Source organism: Aquirufa sp. A-Brett2-15D (genome assembly GCF_054558735.1).
This window is the reverse complement of sequence record NZ_JBSKFT010000003.1, coordinates 1-22,784: the sequence shown is the minus strand read 5'-3', so window position 1 is coordinate 22,784 and position 22,784 is coordinate 1. Positions and strand designations below refer to the sequence as shown.

At 43.6% G+C, this 22,784-nt stretch carries 16 protein-coding genes; 8 read left to right on the top strand and 8 right to left on the bottom strand.

Translation table 11 applies throughout. The annotated features are described in order from the left end of the window. Positions 1-71 precede the first annotated feature (71 nt). From ACST14_RS08190 to ACST14_RS08165, 6 genes are read left to right on the top strand one after another with little or no spacing between them, the layout of a single operon-like run. On the top strand, positions 72-443 hold the full coding sequence (locus tag ACST14_RS08190) for a DUF4296 domain-containing protein (RefSeq protein WP_459462447.1): 372 nt from the start codon (positions 72-74) through the stop codon (positions 441-443). Between the two features lie 41 nt (positions 444-484). Beyond that, a complete protein-coding gene (locus tag ACST14_RS08185; RefSeq protein WP_459462445.1) occupies positions 485-1,303 on the top strand; it encodes a glycerophosphodiester phosphodiesterase family protein in 819 nt (272 codons plus the stop codon). A 2-nt stretch (positions 1,304-1,305) separates the two neighbouring features. Further along, positions 1,306-2,820 carry a GH3 auxin-responsive promoter family protein gene (locus tag ACST14_RS08180; RefSeq protein WP_459462443.1) on the top strand — a complete coding sequence of 505 codons (1,515 nt, stop codon included), beginning with the start codon at positions 1,306-1,308 and terminating at the stop codon, positions 2,818-2,820. 12 nt (positions 2,821-2,832) lie between these two features. Further along, entirely contained in the window at positions 2,833-3,285 is a 453-nt protein-coding gene (locus tag ACST14_RS08175) for a GatB/YqeY domain-containing protein (RefSeq protein WP_459462442.1), read from the top strand. A 2-nt stretch (positions 3,286-3,287) separates the two neighbouring features. Further along, entirely contained in the window at positions 3,288-4,340 is a 1,053-nt protein-coding gene (rlmN, locus tag ACST14_RS08170; RefSeq protein ID WP_459462440.1) for a dual-specificity RNA methyltransferase RlmN, read from the top strand. Continuing rightward, positions 4,333-4,917: a precorrin-2 dehydrogenase/sirohydrochlorin ferrochelatase family protein gene (locus tag ACST14_RS08165; RefSeq protein ID WP_459462438.1), complete on the top strand. Its 585-nt coding sequence runs from the start codon at positions 4,333-4,335 to the stop codon at positions 4,915-4,917. Before rlmN ends, ACST14_RS08165 begins: the two co-directional genes overlap by 8 nt. Here the strand turns inward: ACST14_RS08165 and ACST14_RS08160 are convergent. From ACST14_RS08160 to rpoB, 8 genes are all read right to left on the bottom strand, one after another. Beyond that, entirely contained in the window at positions 4,914-6,197 is a 1,284-nt protein-coding gene (locus ACST14_RS08160; protein ID WP_459462436.1) for an MFS transporter, read from the bottom strand. The two genes, ACST14_RS08165 and ACST14_RS08160, sit on opposite strands and share 4 nt — an antisense overlap. Position 6,198: 1 nt before the next feature. Further along, positions 6,199-6,861 (bottom strand): bifunctional 4-hydroxy-2-oxoglutarate aldolase/2-dehydro-3-deoxy-phosphogluconate aldolase, encoded by a 663-nt coding sequence (locus ACST14_RS08155; RefSeq protein ID WP_459462434.1) that lies wholly within the window; start codon positions 6,859-6,861, stop codon positions 6,199-6,201. A 2-nt stretch (positions 6,862-6,863) separates the two neighbouring features. Continuing rightward, entirely contained in the window at positions 6,864-7,874 is a 1,011-nt protein-coding gene (locus ACST14_RS08150) for a PfkB family carbohydrate kinase (protein WP_459462432.1), read from the bottom strand. Next, the gene (gene uxaC, locus ACST14_RS08145; protein ID WP_459462430.1) at positions 7,874-9,280 is read right to left on the bottom strand and encodes a glucuronate isomerase; all 1,407 of its coding nucleotides are present in this window, start codon (positions 9,278-9,280) and stop codon (positions 7,874-7,876) included. The genes ACST14_RS08150 and uxaC overlap by 1 nt, the downstream gene beginning before the upstream one ends. A 186-nt stretch (positions 9,281-9,466) precedes the next feature. Next, a complete protein-coding gene (locus ACST14_RS08140) occupies positions 9,467-10,918 on the bottom strand; it encodes a tagaturonate reductase (protein ID WP_459462428.1) in 1,452 nt (483 codons plus the stop codon). Positions 10,919-11,006: 88 nt separating this feature from the next. After that, on the bottom strand, positions 11,007-11,327 hold the full coding sequence (locus tag ACST14_RS08135; RefSeq protein ID WP_459462426.1) for a DUF3467 domain-containing protein: 321 nt from the start codon (positions 11,325-11,327) through the stop codon (positions 11,007-11,009). Positions 11,328-11,399: 72 nt separating this feature from the next. Next, complete coding sequence (gene rpoC / locus ACST14_RS08130) at positions 11,400-15,731, bottom strand: DNA-directed RNA polymerase subunit beta' (protein WP_459462424.1); 4,332 nt, start codon at positions 15,729-15,731, stop codon at positions 11,400-11,402. Between the two features lie 57 nt (positions 15,732-15,788). Next, positions 15,789-19,661 carry a DNA-directed RNA polymerase subunit beta gene (rpoB, locus tag ACST14_RS08125; protein WP_459462422.1) on the bottom strand — a complete coding sequence of 1,291 codons (3,873 nt, stop codon included), beginning with the start codon at positions 19,659-19,661 and terminating at the stop codon, positions 15,789-15,791. A 411-nt stretch (positions 19,662-20,072) separates the two neighbouring features. On the opposite strand from rpoB, the gene ACST14_RS08120 reads away from it, so the two are divergent. Both ACST14_RS08120 and pruA read left to right on the top strand, forming a co-directional pair. Continuing rightward, entirely contained in the window at positions 20,073-20,768 is a 696-nt protein-coding gene (locus tag ACST14_RS08120) for a helix-hairpin-helix domain-containing protein (RefSeq protein ID WP_459462420.1), read from the top strand. 57 nt (positions 20,769-20,825) lie between these two features. Continuing rightward, a complete protein-coding gene (pruA, locus tag ACST14_RS08115; RefSeq protein WP_459462418.1) occupies positions 20,826-22,454 on the top strand; it encodes an L-glutamate gamma-semialdehyde dehydrogenase in 1,629 nt (542 codons plus the stop codon). Positions 22,455-22,784 lie beyond the last annotated feature (330 nt).

The window sequence follows — 22,784 nt, the reverse complement described above, 5'->3', positions numbered from 1 at the left end:
AATTACCTATTTTTTACCCAATCTGAATGAAATGAGCGAAAAGCTTTCTAATTTACGGGTATATTTACAAGATGAAAAAGGGTTTATTTTTGCTTTTCTTGGCCTGGAGTGCAGGTACTTTTAGCGCCTGTAAGGAAGAATCGACGAGCAATCGATTAGACCAAGAAGAAATGGCGCAAGTTTTGGCAGATATTCATATAGATGAAGCGATTATCCAAAACATGTACGTAGGCAATTCCGATACTTCACTTGTCTTATATCATGAATTATCTCAGCAGACTTTGAAAAAACGTGGACTTGATTCGACACAGGTCGCGAAAAGCTTTGGATCTTATGTACAGGATCCCGCCGCTTTTGTCAAATTATATACCCGTGTGAATGAGATCATCGAGGAGCGCGGGAAAAAAGCTGCGGTTAAAAAGGCCGAAAAGAAAAAACCATGAGAATCTACCTTCTTTTATTACTGTGCGTAAATCTAGTTGCTATGGGACAATCTTCTTATATTCAAGGACATAGAGGTTGCAGGGGCTTGTATCCAGAGAACTCTTTACCCGCATTTCAACATGCTCTTGAGATGGGAGTGACCGTACTCGAAATGGATGTTTGCCTTTCTGCTGATGGCCAGGTATACGTCTCGCATGAGCCCTACATGAATCCATTATATGCTTCTTTTCCAGATGGGCGTCCGGTGACAGAGTCGACGATTAATTTATACCAAAGGCCCTACTCAGAAATCAAATCCTTCGATGTAGGTTCTCGTGGAAACAAGCTTTTCCCAGAACAAGTACGCGTATCGACCTATAAACCCTTGCTTTCAGAGGTTTTAGCCCTAGGGGAAGCCTATGCGCGCAAGACAGGACGTCAGATTTTTTATAATATCGAAATCAAATCCGAACCCTCTGAATATGGAATCTCCCAGCCGGCGACGGTGAAAGAGTTTGCGGATCGGGTTTGGTCGGTGATTGCTGGGCAGATTTTGCCTTATGCCTTGATTTTGCAAAGCTTCGATTTTGCTGTATTAAAATACTGGAAATCAGAGATTCATCAAGGCCGCATTTCTGCCTTAGTGGAGAAAGAGTCACCGGAGCAGATGCTTGCTGACCTCGGTTTTGTGCCGGAGATTTTTAGTCCATCGCATCGGTTTTTGACGAAGGAGCAGATTGATTTGTGTCACACGAAAGGCATGAGGGTTATTCCCTGGACAATCAACACAACGGCGGAGATGCAAAAATTCAGCGAATGGCAGGTGGATGGAATCATCACCGATTACCCTAATCGCGCCCCTCAATTCCTAAAACCCTAAACATGTCGCTGTTTAACGAGACTTTGTTATGGTTTATGAAGCGGCGGATGCCACGGATAGAGGCGATGTATGACAGGCCTTTGGAACTACAAGAACAAATGTTGCAGGGTCTTTTGACCCACGGTCGCTCGACGGAATGGGGGTCTAAACACGGTTATCAAGACATTAGCGATTACGAAAAATTTAAGCAGCAAGTTCCCATTTCTACTTACGAAGAGATTTTTCCTTACATCGATCGCATGATGCAAGGCGAGCAAAATATTTTGTGGGATACGCCCATTAACTGGTTTTCGAAGTCTTCTGGGACGACGAATGCGCGAAGTAAATTTATTCCCGTTTCGAAGGAATCGCTGGAGGAATGCCACATGATGGGGGGCAAAGACATGATTACGTTGCTCATTGAGAATAAGCCCGATACGAAGGTTTTCGAGGGGAAGGGATTGTCTATCGGGGGAAGTTTATCGGAAAGTCCGGTGAATTCACGGATGTTGATGGGGGATGTGTCGGCGGTGGTGATGAAGAATTTACCTATTTGGGCACAGATAATTCGCACGCCTTCGCTCGATGTGGCGCTGATGGGGGACTGGGATCAGAAGATTGAGAAGATGGCGCTCGAGACCTCGAAGGAGAATGTAACGAGTATTTTAGGCGTGCCTACGTGGACGCTGGTGTTGATTGAGAAGATTTTAGAGATCACGGGGAAGAAATCGATTTTAGAGGTGTGGGAGAATTTTGAGTTTATGATTCACGGGGCGGTGGCTTTTGGGCCGTATCGCGAGTTGTTTAAGAACCAAATTTTTCCGTCTTCACAGGTCGGATTTTTAGAGATATATAATGCGTCGGAAGGTTTTTTTGGGATTCAGGATGATCTGTCCAAACCCGATGAGATGCTTTTAATGCTCGATTACGGCATTTTTTATGAGTTCATTCCAATGAACGACGAGGGGGAAGAGGCTAATACAATCGTGGCTTTAGACCAAGTAGAAGTAGGCGTAAACTATGCGATGGTGATTTCGACGAACGCGGGTTTGTGGCGCTATAAGATCGGGGATACCGTAAAGTTCACCTCTTTGAAGCCCTATCGGATTAAGATTTCGGGTCGGACGAAGCATTTTATCAATGCTTTTGGGGAGGAATTGATCATTGAGAATGCAGAGACGGCCGTCGCGCGCGCTTGCGCCGCGACTTCAGCGGAGATCAAGGATTATACGGCAGCGCCTGCCTTTATGAACGAAGGGAAAAATGGCTGTCACGAATGGGTGATTGAATTTTCAAAAGCCCCAAAAGATTTTCGTACCTTTGCACAGATTTTAGACCAAACGCTACGCGAGCAAAACTCGGATTACGATGCGAAAAGGTCTTATGATTTAGTGCTTGGCCCACCTGTAATCCACATCGCCCCAGCCGGAACTTTCCACAACTGGATGCGAGAACGGGGAAAATTAGGAGGCCAGCATAAAGTTCCGAGGTTAAGTAACCACCGGGAATTTTTAGAAGGAGTGAAAGCTCATTTTTAATCAAAACAAGCTATGTCGTTAAAATTAACTATCGAGAATGGTATCAAAGATGCCATGCGCGCGAAAGACGCAGACCGTTTACGTGCGTTGCGTGCGATCAAATCCATGATTTTATTAGAAGAAACTTCAGGCTCTAGCTCGGATGGATTAAGTGCAGATGCAGAGATGAAAATCTTAATGAAAGCAGCGAAACAACGCCGCGATTCATTAGAAGTATACGTAGCCCAAAACCGCCCTGACTTAGCCGAAAAAGAGCAAGTAGAATTAGCGATCATCGAAGAATTCTTGCCTAAGCAATTGTCTGAGGCAGAATTAACTGGTAAAATTACCGAAATCATTGCCTCCGTAGGGGCAACAAGTCCTGCCGATATGGGCAAAGTGATGGGCGTCGCTTCCAAGCAATTAGCCGGTTTAGCAGATGGCAAAGCCATTTCTGCGAAGGTGAATGAATTATTAAAGAAATAGGATTGGAAAAGAAAGTGGCGATACGGAATATGAGTTTTGATCAGCTGAAAGCAGAAATGCTCGCGGCTGGGGAACCCGCATTCCGGGCAAAACAAGTCTACGAATGGATTTGGAAGAAATCTGTCCGCAGTTTCGATGCGATGGGAAATATCCCAAAGACGACACGCGAATGGCTTTCGGAGAAATTCTCATTGCAAATCGTGACTACCGCGGAGGCGCAATACAGTTCAGATCGCACGATCAAATCAAGTTTCGAATTATTCGATAAAAACCTCATAGAGGGAGTACTTATTCCCACGCGCGAACGTATGACGGCTTGCGTGTCCTCTCAAGTCGGATGCTCCTTAACCTGCAGCTTTTGTGCGACGGGTTATATGGACCGCAAGCGCAATTTGGAGTCTTTCGAGATCTACGATCAGGTGGTGCTCATCCGCGATCAGGCACAGGAAAAATATGGTCAAGCGCTAACGAATATCGTCTATATGGGGATGGGGGAGCCGCTTTTGAACTATGCGAATGTGTTGAAGTCTGTCGAGCAGATTACGTCCCCGGACGGTTTGGGAATGTCGCCGCGCCGCATTACGGTGTCCACGGCGGGTATCGCAAAGATGATTCAGAAATTAGGGGACGATCAGGTGAAGTTCAATTTAGCGCTTTCCCTGCATGCCGCTAACGATACGAAGCGGAACCAGATTATGCCCATTAACGAGAGCAATACTTTGGAGTCCCTGAAGGCAGCGCTATTGTATTTCTTCGATAAAACGGGGAATGACATTACGCTCGAATACATCGTTTTTAATAAGTTTAATGATACGATTGAGGACGCAAGAGAATTGTATGAGTTTGCCAAAGGCATCCCTTGCAAAATCAACCTCATCGAATACAATCCGATCGCACAATCGACCTTCGTCAATGCGGAGGCAGATGCCATCGCGAAGTTTTCGGCTTATCTTGAAAGCAAACGAATGATCGTAAATATTCGTCGTTCTCGCGGACGCGATATTGACGCAGCTTGTGGTCAATTAGCCGGCAAAAAAGCTCCTGTAGATGCCTAATACGATGTTTCCCATCTTCGTGAAAATGGATCAAATCCAGACTTTGGTCGTAGGAGGAGGGAATGTGGCTTTAGAAAAAGCATCTGCGATTTTACGCAATTCGCCGGAGGCAAAATTGACGCTCGTAGCGCCTTTTTTCCGCCCAGAAACGCTGGAGTATTTACAAGATTTTCCCCATGTTCGCATCTTAGCGCGCGGATTTCAGCCATCGGATTTAGAAGGCCTAGACCTCATCATTTGTGCCACTGATTCACCTGAGTTGCACGCAGAAATCAAAGCCTTAGCAGCTGCGCAGCATTTATTGTGCAACGTAGCAGATACGCCACCTTTGTGTGATTTTTATTTAGGATCTATCGTCCAGAAAGGGGATTTAAAGATCGCGATTTCGACGAATGGGAAATCGCCTACTTTGGCAAAAAGAATCAGAGCCTTCCTCGAAGATGTGATCCCCGAAGACATTCAAACTTCACTCGATCAATTAGAGGCTGCCCGTAAGACATTAAAGGGTGACTTTCAAGAGAAAATTACCCAATTAAATGAATTAACGAAGAACTTGATTTTTCCTAAGAAAAATTAGTCGTCGATCTTAGCTGTCTCTAGCGTAGGAACTAAGCTGTAAATAATCACCCAAGCGATCATGTACGCACTTCCGCACAGTAGGAAGATGATGTTATAACCGTCGTTGATATTGCCTAATAATTTATACTTATCTAGTAGCGATCCCACGATCATCGGGAAGAAAATACCCCCGACAGAGCCGGCCATTCCACCGATTCCGATCACCGAACTCACGGCTTTCTTTGGGAACATGTCCGTCGCAATCGAATAAATATTCGCACTCCAAGCCTGGTGAGCCGCAGCTGCTAGGGAAATCAACCCTACCGCCTGCCAGATATTATCGCAGTAACGCGCTAACATAATAGGCACCACCGCGATGGCGAAACTGAACATGGACCATTTACGTGCTTTGAACGATGGCCAGCCTTTGTTAATCAAATAACCTGATAGCCAACCGCCTCCAATACTGCCGATTGTCGTCGCCGTATAGACGATGATTAATTCTAGACTAGGCTTCTTCAAGTCTAATTGGAAGCGCTCAGAGAAGTAGGATGGTAACCAGAATAGGAAGAACCACCAGATCGGATCCGTGAACATTTTGCCAAAAAAGAAGGCCCAGGTCTGCTTGAACCCAAATAATTTAGCCCAGCGCACGGGCGTTACATTATCATCTTTTGCCTCCATATCCGCGTGGATATAGTCGAATTCAGCTTTCGATAAAGATTTGTGCTTAGAAGGCACTTCATAATAGAACCACCAAAAAATTAACCAAATAAACCCGATCGCCCCCGTTGCGATAAATGCCATTTCCCAACCATAAGCGCCTAAAATCCAAGGCACTAAAATGGGAGCAGCCACCGCACCGATGTTCGCTCCAGAATTAAATATACCTGTTGCCAGCGCCCGCTCATTTTTAGGGAACCATTCGGCTACCGTCTTAATCGCTGCCGGAAAGTTTCCTGCCTCGCCTAGACCTAATAAACCGCGCATAAACGCAAAGCTCATCGTGCCTGTGGCTAAAGCATGCATCATCGCCGCGATACTCCAAACTACGATCGATATCGAATAGCCTAACTTGGTTCCGATACGATCAATAATGCCGCCAAAACCCAATAAACTAATGGCATAAGCCGCTTGGAAAGCAATCACAATATTGGAGTAATCTGTCTCAGACCAATTAAATTCTTTTTCTAAAACCGGCTTTAATAATCCAATTACCTGTCGATCTAAGTAGTTAATCGTCGTCGCGAAAAATAGCAAAGCGCATATTTTCCAGCGGTACTTTCCAATTGTTTCCATATTATAGTTCGTGATAGGTTTTGATCAGATTAGCGATCGTGTTTGATATAGAGGTATAGTCTTGTTTTTTAATTAATTCGGCTGGGAATAATTGGGATCCTAATCCTACGGCTGCCGCACCTGCGCCAAACCAAGATTGTAGACTTTCTCTGTTCGGTTCAACTCCACCAGTAACCATAATTTTGGTCTTCGGCATCGGTCCTTGAATTGCTTTCACGAAAGCGGGTCCTACCACATTGCCTGGGAAAATCTTCACGTATTTTGCTCCTAAAATTTCCGCGTTGCGGATTTCTGTTAAGGTCATCGTACCGGGCATCCAAGGGATGTTGTGTTTCGCACAGATTTCGCCTACCTCGGGTGTAGTAAAGGGCTGCAACATAAAATCAGCCCCCATTTCAATGAATTCGCTCGCTTGTTTGGCATCATAAATAGTACCTATTCCAAGCACTAAATCCGGGCATTCTTTTTCGCAGAAATCGATTAATTTAGCAAAAATAGCGGGAGCCGCTTCGCCGCGATTCGTGAATTCGAAAACGCGAATTCCACCGTCGTAGCAGGCTTTAAGGACATTTTCCGCGATCGTTTGATCGGCATTAAAAAATAAAGGAACGATGGGCGTTTCCGCTAATCGTGCATACACTATATCTGCTGAATTTCTAGCCATTTTTATCGTTTTAATCGTCCTGTTAAATCACCGGCCATAACGGTTTCAATCTCATCTATGTCAGACAAATTAATGTCCCCTTCGATCGTATGTTTTAAGGCGGAAGCTGCTACTCCAAAAGCTAAAGACTTTGCCTCATCGCTAAAAACTAGGTTTCCGTAAATATATCCGGCCATAAATGCGTCTCCTCCACCGATGCGATCGACGATTTGAGAAATTTCTACGGTCTCCGATTTGATGACTTTTTTGCCGTCGAAAGAGGTCGCTGACAAGTTATTTTGGGAGGCAGAAATCTGGCCTCTTTTGGTGTTAATAATCTTCTTAATGTTCGGGAAGCGCTCCTTAACTTGAATACAGATATCGTGCCAGCCACTTTTCTGTGAACCGTTAGGAACGATGTCTAAGATATCTTCCGCATCGCCTTTCCCGCACACGATGATGTCGCATTGCGCAATTAAATCAGGCATTACTTCTTTAACGGTTTTGCCATATTGCCAAAGGTTCTTACGGTAATTCACATCTGCCGAAATCGTCAAACCTTGTGCTTTGGCTTCTTTCAAAGCCGCTCTCAAGGCAGTCGCTGCTGCCTCTGAGATCGCCGGCGTAATTCCCGTCCAATGGAACCAACCGGCTCCTGTGAATATTTCTTTCCAGTTAAAATCGGCTGGATTTAAATTGGCAAAAGCTGAATCAGCGCGGTCATACGTCACTTTGCTCGGACGCATCGCAGCCCCAAACTCCACAAAATACAAACCCAAACGGCCCTCTTTGTAGACAGTATGTGACATATCTACGCCCACTTGACGGTAGTATCCTGCCGCCGCCTTACCTAATTCGTTGTTAGGAAAGCATGTGACGTGTTCCGCAGGAATCCCAATATGGGCTAATCCTCCCGCGACATTTGCCTCGCCACCACCATAGGTAATGTTAAGCGATTGAGCTTGTGTGATTCGACCGTAGCCTGCAGGACTTAATCGTCCCATGATTTCGCCAAAAGTAATAACCTTCTTCATTAATTCTTGAAATTAAAAAACCCTGCCGCGTTATTATAAGAAATGTCCTCCACCAGCTTACCTAACCAAGTGATATCTGCCGGTAATTCGCCGTTTTCCACATCCGCGCCCAGTAAATTACACAAGATTCTTCTAAAATACTCATGGCGGGGGAAGGAAAGGAAACTTCTAGAGTCTGTTAACATCCCCACGAAGTGACTTAACATACCCATATTAGATAGCGTATTGATCTGCTTTTCCATGCCGTCTTTTTGATCCATAAACCACCAGCCAGACCCAAATTGCATCTTTCCTACGATTGTTCCATCTTGGAAATTACCCGTCATTGTCGCTAACAATTCGTTATCGCGCGGGTTCAAATTATACAATATCGTCTTCGCTAATTGATTCGTCGAATCTAAATGATTTAAGAATTTCGATAAAGGTCTCGCCTGCTCAAAATCCCCGATCGAATCAAATCCCGTATCAGGGCCTAAAGTTCCTAAAAGACGGTCGTTATTATTGCGAATCGCACCGAGGTGGAATTGCTGTGTCCAACCTTTGGCATGATCTAAATGCGCAAAATAAACCAGCATCGCCGATTTGAATTGAACTTTCTCCTTTTGATTAATCGTTTTTCCTGTCATCAAACGCTCAAAAATGTGCGCAATTTCTTGCTCACTATATTCATCCGCGTAAATCTGTTCTAATCCGTGATCGCTTAAACGACACCCTACCGAATGGAAAAAATCATGTCTCGCAGCGATCGCTTTTTTATAATCCGCTAAGGTGTGAATCTCCATTTCAGCTGCTGCTGCCACAGAATTCACATATTCCACAAACGTCAGTTCGTCATCCACGCCCATCGCCTTATCCGGACGGAATGTAGGCAAGACCTTGATCGAGAATCCACTTGCTTTGATCTGTGAATGGTAGGCCAAATTGTCGATCGGATCATCCGTCGTGCAAAGTGCCTTCACGTTCATCTTTTGCAATAAATTACGCACCGAAAATGCCGGTGTCCGCAATAAAGCATTACACTGATCGTAAATGCGTTTACCGCTCTCTGCATTCAATAATTCGGTAATCCCAAAATAACGCTGTAACTCCAAGTGAGTCCAATGATACAACGGATTGCGCATCGTATAGGGAACGGTTTCTGCCCATTTCAAGAATTTCTCCTCGTCCGACGCATTCCCCGTGATATATTTTTCATCCACTCCGTGTGCACGCATCGCACGCCACTTGTAGTGGTCGCCGGCTAACCAGATTTGGGTAATGTTATCAAACTGCTTATCCTCCGCAATCTGCTGAGGGATCAAATGATTGTGGTAATCAATGATGGGCATTTTTGCCGCATATTGATGGTACAAAGTCTGCGCCGTCTGCGACTGCAACAAGAAATCTTTATCTAAAAATACTTTCATAATAGGTCGGTTAATCTCTTATCTATTCAGTAGTCAGTGGTCAGTGGTCAGTGGGCAAAGTTCAAAGTTCAAAGAATGACATTAAAACATTTCATATTCATCGCCGCAGGCGATTCCTTCTTTATGCTTTGTGCTCTATTCTTTATGCTTTAAATCTATACTCTCTACTCTCTTATCTATAATCTCTTAAAGGTACTTCTTAACCCCCTCCTCAAACCCTGGAACCGCACTTAAATCAGCGCCCCATAATTCCGTGTCAGACAAGACTTTCTTCAAATCAAAATTCTTCCAAGCCTCGTAGAAATACGGAGCGTAGTCACATTGGATCAGATAGGCCTCGCCATTGCTGTCGCCATAATACTTTCCATTTTCCTCTTTCACCGCCTGCATAAACTGTAAATAGGCCGCGAATCCCATGCAGAAAAGCTCGGGTGCTTTGCCAAAGTTTTGGGCATAATTAATCAACAAGGGCACATTACGCATCCGCATTTTCGTCGTATACTGTACGGTAATGTCGATCAATTTATGGTTTATATAGGGATTGCGGAAGCGGTCTAAAACTGAACGTCCGAAGCGGTCTGCCACCTTAAAATCCATCTTATATGGAATGCCCAACGCTAATTCGCTCAGCATTAAATTCATAATCAGTTTGCTCAAATAGCCATTTGCCATCACATCTTTCACTAAACGGAAGCCTAATAAATAGGACATTCCACAAAGTAGGGTATGAGTGCCGTTCAATAAGCGCAACTTTAATTCCCGGTAAATTTCGATGTTTTCTGCAATAATCACCCCTTTATCTGCTGGGGCAAAAGACAATACTTCTTTTACTTTAGCTCCGCCTTGAATAGCCCACAGACTATAAACTTCAGAAATTATCAGTAAAGAATCTTCATAACCTAACTGAGCACAAATCTCGGCATTAGTTGCCGCATCTGGACTACCAGGTACTATGCGATCCACTAAGGAATTACAGAAATGATTCGCGTTTTCTAACCAAGAAACGAATTCGGATGAAAGACCATGGTCTGCCGCTAATTTTAAGAGGATGCCTTTCAAAACATCTCCGTTGTTGATAATCAATTCGGTAGGCACGATCACCATACCTGATGAAGCCGAGCCTTCGAAATGCGTGAAACGCGCGTGTAAGAAAGCCAACAATTTCGCAGGGAAGGAGGCTGGACATCCATTTGCAATCGGATCATTCGCTACATAGCTAATGCCCACTTCTGTTGTATTCGAAAGGACGATTTGCATGTCCTCACTTTTTGCACAGGCTAAAATTTTATCCCAATCCTTAGAAGCAGTAATCGTTCTAGAGATGGAGGAGTTAATAATATTTTCTTCTTTCGCTACGCCATCTTCGATTCCCTTAATGCAGTGTGTATACAATCCATCTTGTTCGTCGAAGGCATCTGCGCCTCCTTTCGAAGTCGATTTTACCACGACCACACGTCCTTTAAATATTCCAGCGCGGTTCGCTTTATCGATATAAAAATCGCAAAGTCCGCGTTGCAATACGCCCGTGCCAAACTGCAAGACTTTCTCCGGATAGTTGAAAATCTCCGCCGGTGGGGTCTGTAAAGGAATAGTAGAATTTAGTTGTCCTGACTCTAGGAATTTTTTGGTTAAACGCATGGTAATAGTAATTTCCTTTTAAAGGCATAAATCCCGCCTTTTTACCTGATTTTAAGGTAAAAAAATGGGATTAAATGACCTAAAACGTTTACGCTTCGCCTATGGGGCCGTTATAATTCATGGGAAATTGAAAACCAGTGGTATCGCCTTCTTTCATAATAGGGCCAAAAGCCTCTTCATACTTCTGAATATTCTCTTGTAGCGCTTGCATCAGGCGGTAAGCGTGGTCTGGAGTCATGACAACTCGTGACTTTACTTTTGCCTTAGGAAGGCCGGGCAGGATGCGAATAAAGTCCATCACAAATTCAGATGGGCTGTGCGCAATGAGCGCTAAATTCACATAATGACCTTCCGCCATTTCTTCTGGAAGCTCGATATTTAATTGATTTTCTTCTGTGGGATTTTCCATAATTCTTTTGGTATAAAAAATAAACCCCCGAACTTAAGAAAAGCCGGGGGTCTATTCAAATGAATCTACAAATTAGTTTGCAGCCTCTACTTTTTCTTTCGCCTCTGCGATCTCAGCAGCTTCCTTCTTCGCTTCCAAAGCTCTCAGTTCATCTTTCGATGTAACGATGATATCTTTGTAACGGCGAAGACCTGTTCCTGCTGGAATCAAGTGACCTACGATAACGTTCTCTTTCAAGCCGTCTAAGGTATCCACTTTCGCGCGGATCGACGCCTCAGAAAGTACTTTCGTAGTTTCCTGGAACGACGCAGCGGAGATGAATGATTCAGTTCCTAACGACGCTTGCGTGATACCTTGTAAGTTCGACGAAGAAACGGCTGCTTGCGCATCACGCACTTTCATTAACTTCAAGTCTCTACGTTTTAACGAAGAGTTCTCATCACGTAAAGCACGAGCAGAAAGAATCGATCCTGCTTTGTATTTTTCAGACTCTCCAGCTTCCGTGATCACTTTCTGATCTAAGATCAAGTCGTTCTCGTGACGGAATACGAAACGATCTACGTTTTGACCTTGTAAGAATTGTGTGTCACCTGGCTCTAGGATCTGTACTTTTTGCATCATTTGGCGAACGATACACTCGATGTGCTTATCATTGATCTTCACACCTTGTAGACGGTAAACGTCTTGGATCTCGTTCACTAAATATTCTTGTACTGCCGTAGGTCCTTTGATCTTCAAGATATCCGAAGGCGTAATAGCACCATCAGATAAAGGAGAACCTGCACGTACGAAGTCATTATTTTGTACTAAGATGAAACGAGTCAAAGGTACTAAGTAACGACGCTCTATTCCTTCTTTAGGTGTCACGATAATCTCGCGATTACCACGCTTAATCACACCGTAAGAAATAACTCCATCAATCTCAGTTACCACCGCAGGATTAGAAGGGTTACGTGCTTCGAATAATTCCGTTACACGTGGAAGACCTCCCGTAATGTCACGCGTTTTACCAGCCGCACGAGGAATCTTAGCGATAATTTGACCCGCTTTGATTTTATCTCCTTCGTCGATAGCTAAACGAGCACCTACTGGAACGTTATATACTAAATCTTCTTTTCCTTTTGCTTTAACTAATACAGATGGGTTCTTCGTCTTATCTTTCGATTCTACAATTACCTTCTCACGCATACCTGTTTGCTCATCCGCTTCCTCTTTGTAGGTATTATTTTCTTCGATTGCTTCGAATTCAATTTTACCTTCAGCCTCAGAAAGGATTACCGCATTGTATGGATCCCAAGCACAGATTTCATCTCCTTTTTTCACTGCTTGGCCTTCCTTAACACGTAAGAATGAACCATAAGGAATGTTAGAAGAGATTAATATTTGTTTGTTTGCTGGGTTCACAATTTGAACCTCACCAGAACGACCCATCACAATTTCAACTGGCTTACCATCCGCATCTGTAGAGCTTACAGAGCGAACTTCTTCGAAGTTAATTACTCCGTCAAATTTCGCTTTTACGCTCGCATCTAAAGAAACGTTTTGTGCCGTACCACCCACGTGGAATGTACGTAATGTTAACTGTGTACCTGGCTCACCAATCGATTGAGAGGCGATTACACCTACTGCTTCTCCTAAGTTCACCATGGCTGCTGTTGCTAAGTTACGTCCGTAACATTTCGCGCAAACACCACTTAAAGTCTCACAAGTTAATACTGAACGAATTTCTACTGACTCGATCGCTGTCTCATCAATTTTATTCGCTACTATTTCAGTGATTTCATCACCTGAAGCAACGATTAATTCATTCGTGATCGGATCATATACATCGTGAATAGAAACACGACCTAAGATACGCTCAGATAATGGCTCGATGATCTCCTCGTTGTCTTTCAATGGGAAAACTTCAATACCACGAAGGGTACCGCAATCGTCCTCATTAACAATAACATCTTGTGCTACATCATGTAGACGACGTGTCAAGTAACCCGCATCGGCTGTTTTCAAGGCAGTATCTGCCAAACCTTTACGCGCACCGTGAGTCGAGATAAAGTACTCTAATACGTCAAGACCTTCTTTAAAGTTAGAAAGGATTGGGTTTTCGATGATTTCACCAATAGAACCTTGTAAGTTCTTCTGAGGCTTCGCCATCAAACCACGCATACCACCTAGTTGACGAATTTGCTCACGAGAACCACGGGCTCCGGAGTGCATCATCATATAGATCGCGTTAAATCCTTGGTTGTCTTCCTCCATCTGCTTCATCAGCGTCTCGGTAATTTTCGAGTTCACTTTTGTCCAGATATCAATAACTGCGTTGTAACGCTCGTTATCTGTGATTAGACCCATTAAGTAGTTGTCCCAAACCGCTTGAACATCTTGTTGTGCTTTCTTCACTAAAGAAGCTTTCTCAGCAGGAATTTGAACATCGCCAATACCCATCGATAAACCACCGTGGAAGGCTTGTTGGAAACCTAAATCTTTAATATCATCTAAGAATTGAGCCGTACGAGCCATACCACAGATCTTGTGAACGTGTGAGATGATTTGTTGTAACTTCTTCTTAGTCAATAATTCATTGATATAACCTACCGCCTCAGGAACACATAAGTTGAATAATACTCGGCCAGCCACAGTTTCCACCATTTCTTCTACCAATGTACCATCTTCCTTACGTACCGTAGCTTTCACTAAGATGTTCGCGTGCTTCGATAATTTCTTCTCGTTCAAGGCGATAACAACCTCCTCAAATCCGTAGAAACGACGTCCTTCTCCTTGTACTATGTGGTCAGGAGTTGTCTTACGACCTTTCGTTACATAATATAAACCTAACACCATGTCCTGAGAAGGTACCGTAATAGGGGCACCATTCGCTGGGTTCAAGATGTTATGTGATGCAAGCATTAATAAAGAGGCTTCCAAAATCGCTTCGTGTCCTAGTGGAACGTGAACCGCCATCTGGTCACCATCAAAATCGGCGTTAAATGCCGTACAAGTTAATGGGTGCAATTGGATCGCTTTTCCTTCGATTAATTTCGGTTGGAAAGCTTGGATACCTAAACGGTGAAGGGTAGGAGCACGGTTTAAAAGAATCGGATGTCCTTTCATTACATTTTCCAAAATATCCCAAACCACTGGATCCTTACGATCAACAATTTTCTTTGCAGACTTAACCGTCTTCACAATACCACGCTCGATCAACTTACGGATAACAAACGGCTTGAATAATTCAGCTGCCATATCCTTAGGAAGACCACACTCGTGCATTTTCAATTCTGGACCTACGACGATAACCGAACGACCTGAATAATCGACACGCTTACCTAATAAGTTTTGACGGAAACGACCTTGCTTACCTTTCAACATATCAGAAAGGGATTTCAAGGCACGGTTACCTTCAGAACGAACCGCATTTACTTTACGTGAGTTATCAAATAAGCTATCAACAGCTTCTTGCAACATACGCTTCTCGTTACGTAAGATTACCTCTGGAGCTTTGATCTCGATCAAACGCTTCAAACGGTTGTTACGGATAATCACACGACGGTATAGATCATTTAGATCAGATGTCGCAAAACGACCTCCATCTAATGGCACTAATGGACGTAATTCTGGTGGAATTACGGGTACCATTTTGATGATCATCCACTCTGGACGGTTATCGATACGACCGATCGACTCACGGAATGCTTCTACCACCTTCAAACGCTTCAAGGCTTCTGCCTTACGTTGTTGAGATGATTCAGTATCCGCAGAGTGACGCAAGTCAGCCGATAAGCTGTCAAGTTCAATACGAGATAATAACATATTTAACGCGTCAGCACCCATTTTCGCGATGAATTTCTGTGGATCTTCATCAGGTAAATGTTGGTTCTCGCGCGGTAATTTGTCTAAGATATCTAAGTACTCGTCTTCTGTTAAGAAATCAAGGTATTGGCTACCTATCTTTCCTTCTTCCGCGTACATACCTGCTTGAACTACCACGAAACGCTCGTAATAGATTACTTGGTCTAATTTCTTAGTAGATAGACCTAGCATGTAACCGATTTTATTCGGTAAGCTACGGAAGTACCAGATGTGTGCTACGGGAACCACTAATTCAATATGGCCCATACGCTCACGACGTACTTTTTTCTCTGTTACTTCTACACCACAGCGATCGCAAATGATGCCTTTGTAACGAATACGCTTGTATTTACCGCAGTGACACTCCCAATCCTTGGTAGGACCGAAGATACGCTCGCAAAACAAACCACCCATTTCGGGCTTATAGGTACGGTAGTTGATGGTTTCCGGTTGAGTTACCTCCCCGTTAGACCCCTCTAAGATTGACTCTGGAGAGGCAAGGGAAATAGTTACTTTTTGGAAATCGCTATTCAGCTTTCTAGTCTTTTTAAATGACATTTTCTTTGTATTTTATTGGAAAATGAACTCTTTTTTTAGGGCCAAAGCCCAATGGTTTTATTCTAAGGTGATCTCAAGAGCTAAACCTCTCAATTCGTGAATCAATACGTTGAATGATTCTGGAATGTTCGGCTTAGGCATGTTCTCTCCTTTTACAATCGCTTCATAAGCTTTAGCGCGACCGATCACATCATCAGACTTCACAGTTAAAATCTCTTGCAAGATATTTGCTGCTCCGAAGGCCTCTAATGCCCAAACCTCCATCTCACCAAAACGCTGACCACCAAACTGAGCTTTACCACCCAATGGTTGTTGCGTAATTAATGAGTAAGGTCCGATCGAACGTGCGTGCATCTTATCATCGACTAAGTGACCCAGTTTCAACATATAGATGATACCTACAGTCACCGGTTGATCAAATTTATCACCCGTTAAACCATTGTATAAATACGTACGACCCCAGTCTGGTAAGCCTGCTAACGTTAATTCAGCTGCCACCTCTGCTTCAGTTCCACCGTCGAAAATAGGCGTAGCATAACGCTTTCCTAATTTTTGTCCAGCCCAACCTAATACGGTCTCGTAAATTTGTCCTAAGTTCATACGAGATGGTACTCCTAGTGGATTCAATACGATATCTACTGGTGTTCCATCTTCTAAGAATGGCATATCTTCTTCACGAACGATACGGGCAACTATACCCTTATTACCGTGACGACCAGCCATCTTATCACCCACTTTTAACTTGCGCTTCTTAGCTACATACACCTTCGCTAATTTCACGATACCTGCAGGCAATTCATCACCTACCTCTAACACGAAACGCTCACGCTTAAAGTTTCCAGCGATTTCGTTACGACGAACGTGGAAGCTCTTGATTAAGGCTAAGAAAGTCGCGTTAGTCGCTGCATCCGCAGTAGCGTCCTCTACGATCAAATCTGAAAGTAAATTTGCTTCTTCAGGAACTGCATACGTTGACTCATCGCGGTATAAGTTTTTATCTGGGAATAATAATTCTTCGATGTTTTTCGCAGTGAATTTAACTCCTTTCTCTACGATCACTGTACCAAACTTGTGACGGATACCACCACTCGTTTTGCCAGCTAATAAAGTAACGGTCTTTTCGATCATGATTTTACGCACGTCTAATAAGTCTTTACCGTATTGCTTCATTACTTTCTTCAATTCAGCTTTCGATTTGTCACGTTCTTCTTTATCCTTTTTAGGACGAGCGAACAATTTCGTATCGATAACCACCCCTTTTAATGACGGTGGCGCTTTCTTCGAAGCATCTTTCACGTCACCTGCTTTGTCACCAAAGATGGCACGTAATAATTTTTCTTCTGGAGTTGGATCAGATTCTCCTTTTGGTGTAATCTTACCAATTAAGATATCCCCTTCTTTCACCTCTGAACCTACACGAACAACACCGTTCTCGTCTAGGTTACGAACAGTTTCTTCTGAAACGTTCGGGATCTCTGAAGTTAATTCCTCCTCACCACGTTTCGTATCACGTACCTCTAATTCGAATTCCTCAATGTGGATCGAAGTAAAGATATCGTCACGAACAACTTTTTCAGACATCACGATCGCATCCTCAAAGTTGTAACCTTGCCATGGCATAAATGCCACTTTCATGTTACGACCTAAAGCTAGCTCACCCGCTTGAGTTGCATAACCCTCGCAAAGCGCTTGACCCTTCACCACTTTTTGTCCTTTGAAGACAATTGGCTTTAAGTTGATCGTTGTATCCTGATTCGTTCTACGGAACTTGATTAATTTGTATTCTTTAGTAGAACCGTGGAAGCTCACTAATTTTTGCTCTTCTGTTTGATCGTAGTTAACAACGATTTTCAAGGCATCTACATAATCGATAACCCCGCTACCTTCTGCTACTACTAATGTGCGAGAGTCAATCGCCACGCGGTGCTCTAAACCTGTACCTACGATAGGCGCTTCTGGGCGCAATAAAGGTACAGCCTGGCGCTGCATGTTCGATCCCATCAAGGCACGGTTCGCATCATCATGCTCTAAGAAAGGAATCATAGAAGCAGCAACGGATACGATTTGGTTAGGCGCAACGTCCATATATTGTGCATCCGCTGGATTCACTAAAGGGAAGTCACCTTCAAAACGTGCTTTCACACGCTCAGATAAGAATTTACCCGTTTTGTCAATCTGTGCATTCGCTTGAACGATGTTCATTCCATCTTCTTCTTCTGCCGTTAAATACGAAACAGTCGTAGACGTATCTACTTTACCTGATTCGATTAGACGGTAAGGAGTTTCAATGAAGCCCATTCCGTTTACTTTCGCGTGCACACAAAGAGAAGAAATCAAACCGATGTTCGGTCCCTCTGGTGTTTCAATCGTACAAAGACGACCGTAGTGCGTATAGTGAACGTCACGAACCTCGAAACCAGCTCTTTCGCGAGAAAGACCACCTGGCCCTAGTGCAGACATACGACGCTTGTGCGTGATCTCGGCTAATGGATTTGTTTGGTCCATAAACTGAGATAACTGATTCGTTCCAAAGAACGAGTTAATCACAGACGATAACGTACGTGCATTAATTAAATCTACTGGCTTAAAGTCCTCGTTATCACGAACGTTCATACGCTCTTTAATAGTACGAGCCATACGTGCAAGACCTACGCCGAACTGAGCATATAATTGCTCACCTACCGTACGAACACGACGGTTAGACAAGTGGTCAATATCATCGACAACCGCGCGAGAGTTGATCAAACCGATCAAATATTTCACGATAGAAATGATATCTTCCTTAGTCAATACCTTAATATCCATCGGGATATCGTGGCCTAATTTTTTATTGATACGGTAACGACCTACTTCGCCTAAATCATAACGCTTGTCCGAGAAGAACAAGTTTTGGATGATATCACGTGCCGTTTGCTCATCTGGAGCATCCGTATTACGTAATTGCTTGTAGATAACTTCTACCGCCTCTTTTTCCGAATTGGATGTATCTTTTTGTAATGTATTGTAGATGATGTTATAATCAGATACGTTCACATCATCTTTATGCAAGATGATCGTGCTTGATCCTGATTCCAAAATCGTCTCGATCTCGTTCTCCGTTATAACGGTATCACGCTCGATCAAGATTTCGTTACGGTCGATAGAAACTACCTCACCTGTATCTTCATCTACGAAGTCTTCTTGCCACGTTTTCAAAACCCTCGCAGCTAAGCGACGTCCTACCGTAGTTTTTAAATTCTTCTTGTCCACCTTCATTTCTTCAGCTAGGCCAAATAAATCAAGGATATCCTTGTCATTTCCGTAACCAATTGCACGAAGCAATACCGTCACTGGGAATTTCTTTTTACGATCGATGTACGCGTACATCACATTGTTAACGTCCGTTGCAAATTCAATCCAAGAACCCTTGAATGGAATGATACGAGCCGAATACAATTTAGTACCATTTGTATGCTTCGATTGTGCGAAGAATACACCTGGTGAACGGTGCAACTGTGAAACGATTACACGCTCAGCGCCGTTGATCACGAATGATCCACGCTCCGTCATGTAAGGGATGTTTCCTAAGAATACCTCCTGTTCGATGGTTTGGAAATCCTCGTTATCTGTATCATTACAGATCAAACGTAATTTCGCTTTTAAAGGTACTGAATACGTTAAACCGCGGTCGATACACTCATCTACCGAATACTTCGGCGGATCTACAGAGTAGTCAACGAACGACAAAACGAAATTTTCCCGCGAATCCGCGATTGGAAAATTCTCAGCAAATACTTTAAATAAACCTTCGTCAGTACGATTCTCGGCAGCTGTTTCTAGCTGGAAAAAATCCTGAAAGGATTTGATTTGGATATCCAGAAAATCTGGATAATCGATCACAGACTGCGTTTTTGCAAAGCTGTGTCTTCCGGTGGCAGTGATGTTACTCAAGGCTATATACGTTTTAAATTAAATGAATAAGCGCCCTTAGGGCACAATTTAAAGCTGAAATGCCTCGTAGATGAAAAAATGATTCCCCTTTGCGTTTCCCCTACGATAAAGGAATTGTGTTTCAGAAATCATTTCTTTTGGGTAGGTCCGTAGACTTGTACCCTAAAATAGCCTGCAAAGGTACTGATAATTTTTCGAGATGCAAGGGGGGTATCGTTTTTTTATTTGAAATTGCTTGCAAGAAAGCATAGAGCATAAAGCACAAAGAATAAATTTGGAGTCGCTATAGGCGACGCATTTAAGAAATGTTGTTGTCTTCTTTTTTATCAATACGAAAATGGGGCTTCAGCCTCATTTTTAACCTACTTTATTCTTTGTGCTTTATGCTCTATGCTTTTAAACCTACCACTAATGAAATCAAAACTAATGTACTACCTCCGCTTCACCCTCGCATACACTCATGCCGAGATAAAAGGGATAATTGTTCTCTTTGGGATGATGGTTCTTTATGCCCTCATATACATAGGTTGGGAATGGCGAAAGAAGGAGGAGCAAAAGCTGGAATTTAATCCGGTGGTTTGGGAGGCGAATTATAAGGCAATTAGTCCAAAGTCCGAAGGGAAAGAGTCCGGAGGTTATGAGTCCGGAGTCCGAAGGAAAGGTTGGGTTGACTATGGAAGCTATAAGTCCGGAGGTCACAGGCGACAGCTAGCGATTGATATTAATACCGCGGATTCGGCAGCTTGGGTGGCGCTGAATGGGATAGGTCCAGGGTTTGCCAAAAGGATTTTGACTTATCGGGAGAAATTAGGGGGATTTTATCAGGTGGATCAATTGAAGGAGGTCTATGGCTTGGACTCGATTTGGGTGAAAGAAAATAAGGCTTTATTGAAAGTAGGGGCAGGCGTTTATCGCTTTTTGAAAATTAATCAGGTGGAGTGGAAAGATTTCAAGCATCCGTATTTACCATATGGGCAGTCCAAGGTGGTTTTGGCCTATCGAAAACAGCATGGTCCTTTAAAGGATTTCGAAACCTTGCAGCAAATGCCCTTGCTGGATCTAGTGGCGTGGAGGCGGCTGCGTCCTTACATTAGTTATGCGCCTTGATAATTATTTGAAAAGACGTAATTTAGCATCCTATTAATTACACATCAACCAAACAATATGTCCTCAGGAGTTTTCCAAGTTCCCATACCTGTGAATGAGCCGATTTTACAATATGGCGCGAATTCAGCGGAACGCATAAAATTAAAGCAAGCCTTAGATGGTTTGCGCAATCAGCAAATCGATGTGCAGATGCGTATCGCGGGTCGTTCTGTGAAGGGGGCCAAAAAAGTCGCAATGACTTGCCCGCACGATCACCAGCATGTATTAGGTCATTATTATGAAGGAGGAAAAGTAGAGGTTGCTCAGGCGATTGATGCGGCCTTAGCGGCTAGACCAGCTTGGTCATCGATGCCTTGGGAGGATCGTGCAGCCATCTTTTTGAAGGCGGCGGATCTTTCAGCAACTAAATATAGAATGCAATTGAATGCGCGCACGATGTTAGGGCAATCGAAGAATGCCTACCAGGCGGAAATCGATGCGGCTTGTGAGTGGATTGATTTCTTACGTTTTAACGTGCATTATGCACAACAAATTTATAGCCAACAGCCTATTTCTTCTCCGGGAGTTTGGAATCGACTAGAATACCGTCCTTTAGAGGGGTTCGTATATGCGTTGACTCCGTTTAATTTCACGGCGATTGCGGGTAATTTACCAGCAGCGCCGGCCTTGATGGGGAATACGGTGGTTTGGAAGCCATCGCCTACGCAGGTTTATTCGGCGGGATTATTGATGGATATTTTAGAGGAGGCCGGTTTGCCGGCTGGCGTTATTAATTTAGTGCTAGCGGATGGCCCGGAAGCAGGGGAAGTGGTGTTTTCGCACCGTGACTTTGCGGGGATTCACTTTACGGGATCGACGGGGGTGTTCCAGACGATTTGGAAGAATATAGGCCAAAACATCGCCAACTATAAATCCTATCCTCGAATCGTAGGTGAAACAGGCGGAAAGGACTTCGTCGTGGCACATGCATCCGCAGATCCGCAAGCTTTAGTAACGGGTTTAATCCGTGCCGCTTTTGAATACCAAGGCCAAAAATGCTCCGCCGCCTCGCGTGCCTACGTTCCAGCTTCTTTATGGCCAGCCGTAGAAAAACAATTGAAAACGGATTTAGCCGCTATCAAAATGGGCGGCACAGAAGATTTCGAAAACTTCGTGAATGCGGTTATTGATGCGAAAGCCTTCGCCAAAATCACTTCTTATATAAGCGAAGCAAAAAAATCATCGGAAGTAACCGTCGTTTCTGGCGGTAACTTTGACGATTCGAAAGGATATTTCGTAGAGCCTACGGTCTTATTAACCACGAATCCGACCTATCGCACGATGGTGGAGGAAATCTTTGGCCCAGTATTAACCATCTACGTATATAAAGATGCTGACTGGAAAGAGACCTTAGCCCTAGTAGACTCGACATCTGCTTACGCCCTAACGGGTGCAATTTTTGCCCAAGATAAATATGCGATGCTAGAGGCGACGAAGGCGTTAGAAAATGCCGCAGGTAATATTTACTTGAATGATAAATGCACGGGCGCCGTGGTGGGCCAGCAGCCTTTCGGTGGTGCGCGCGCCTCTGGAACGAATGATAAGGCCGGTTCTTATTTGAATTTATTGCGCTGGGTTTCGCCGCGTACGGTGAAGGAAGTCTTCGTTTCTCCTACGGATTTCAGGTACCCATTCTTAGAAAAGTAATAATCTGTTTATTGCCAAATAAAGTCCAAATCCTCGCAGAATTAATTTTTGCGGGGATTTTTTCATTTTTTATTTCATTTGTTCTCTTTGATTTTCAGTGTTTTAGGCAATTCTTCCTAAAAAGTTTCGCAGGCAGACTTGCGTTTAAAGAATTAATCCTACATCTTTGCACTCCCAATCGCTAGGAACAGAAGGTTCTTAGAGCAAGACTGAAAGAAAAGACGGTGATTAAATTCACGACAAGGCGGGTTGCTTTGTTGGTCTATTTTGGAGGTACAAGAGTTCTTTGACGTGTTGATAGAAATAAAGAAGAGATACTGTGTTTAAATC

Coding starts and splice junctions, on each gene's coding strand:
- rpoC (WP_459462424.1), bottom strand. CDS start 15,731: ATGTCATTTAAAAAGACTAGAAAGCTGAATAGCGATTTCCAAAAAGTA.
- ACST14_RS08120 (WP_459462420.1), top strand. CDS start 20,073: ATGAAATCAAAACTAATGTACTACCTCCGCTTCACCCTCGCATACACT.
- ACST14_RS08165 (WP_459462438.1), top strand. CDS start 4,333: ATGCCTAATACGATGTTTCCCATCTTCGTGAAAATGGATCAAATCCAG.
- ACST14_RS08135 (WP_459462426.1), bottom strand. CDS start 11,327: ATGGAAAATCCCACAGAAGAAAATCAATTAAATATCGAGCTTCCAGAA.
- ACST14_RS08185 (WP_459462445.1), top strand. CDS start 485: ATGGGACAATCTTCTTATATTCAAGGACATAGAGGTTGCAGGGGCTTG.
- ACST14_RS08140 (WP_459462428.1), bottom strand. CDS start 10,918: ATGCGTTTAACCAAAAAATTCCTAGAGTCAGGACAACTAAATTCTACT.
- ACST14_RS08175 (WP_459462442.1), top strand. CDS start 2,833: ATGTCGTTAAAATTAACTATCGAGAATGGTATCAAAGATGCCATGCGC.
- ACST14_RS08160 (WP_459462436.1), bottom strand. CDS start 6,197: ATGGAAACAATTGGAAAGTACCGCTGGAAAATATGCGCTTTGCTATTT.
- pruA (WP_459462418.1), top strand. CDS start 20,826: ATGTCCTCAGGAGTTTTCCAAGTTCCCATACCTGTGAATGAGCCGATT.
- ACST14_RS08155 (WP_459462434.1), bottom strand. CDS start 6,861: ATGGCTAGAAATTCAGCAGATATAGTGTATGCACGATTAGCGGAAACG.
- ACST14_RS08150 (WP_459462432.1), bottom strand. CDS start 7,874: ATGAAGAAGGTTATTACTTTTGGCGAAATCATGGGACGATTAAGTCCT.
- ACST14_RS08180 (WP_459462443.1), top strand. CDS start 1,306: ATGTCGCTGTTTAACGAGACTTTGTTATGGTTTATGAAGCGGCGGATG.
- ACST14_RS08190 (WP_459462447.1), top strand. CDS start 72: ATGAAAAAGGGTTTATTTTTGCTTTTCTTGGCCTGGAGTGCAGGTACT.
- uxaC (WP_459462430.1), bottom strand. CDS start 9,280: ATGAAAGTATTTTTAGATAAAGATTTCTTGTTGCAGTCGCAGACGGCG.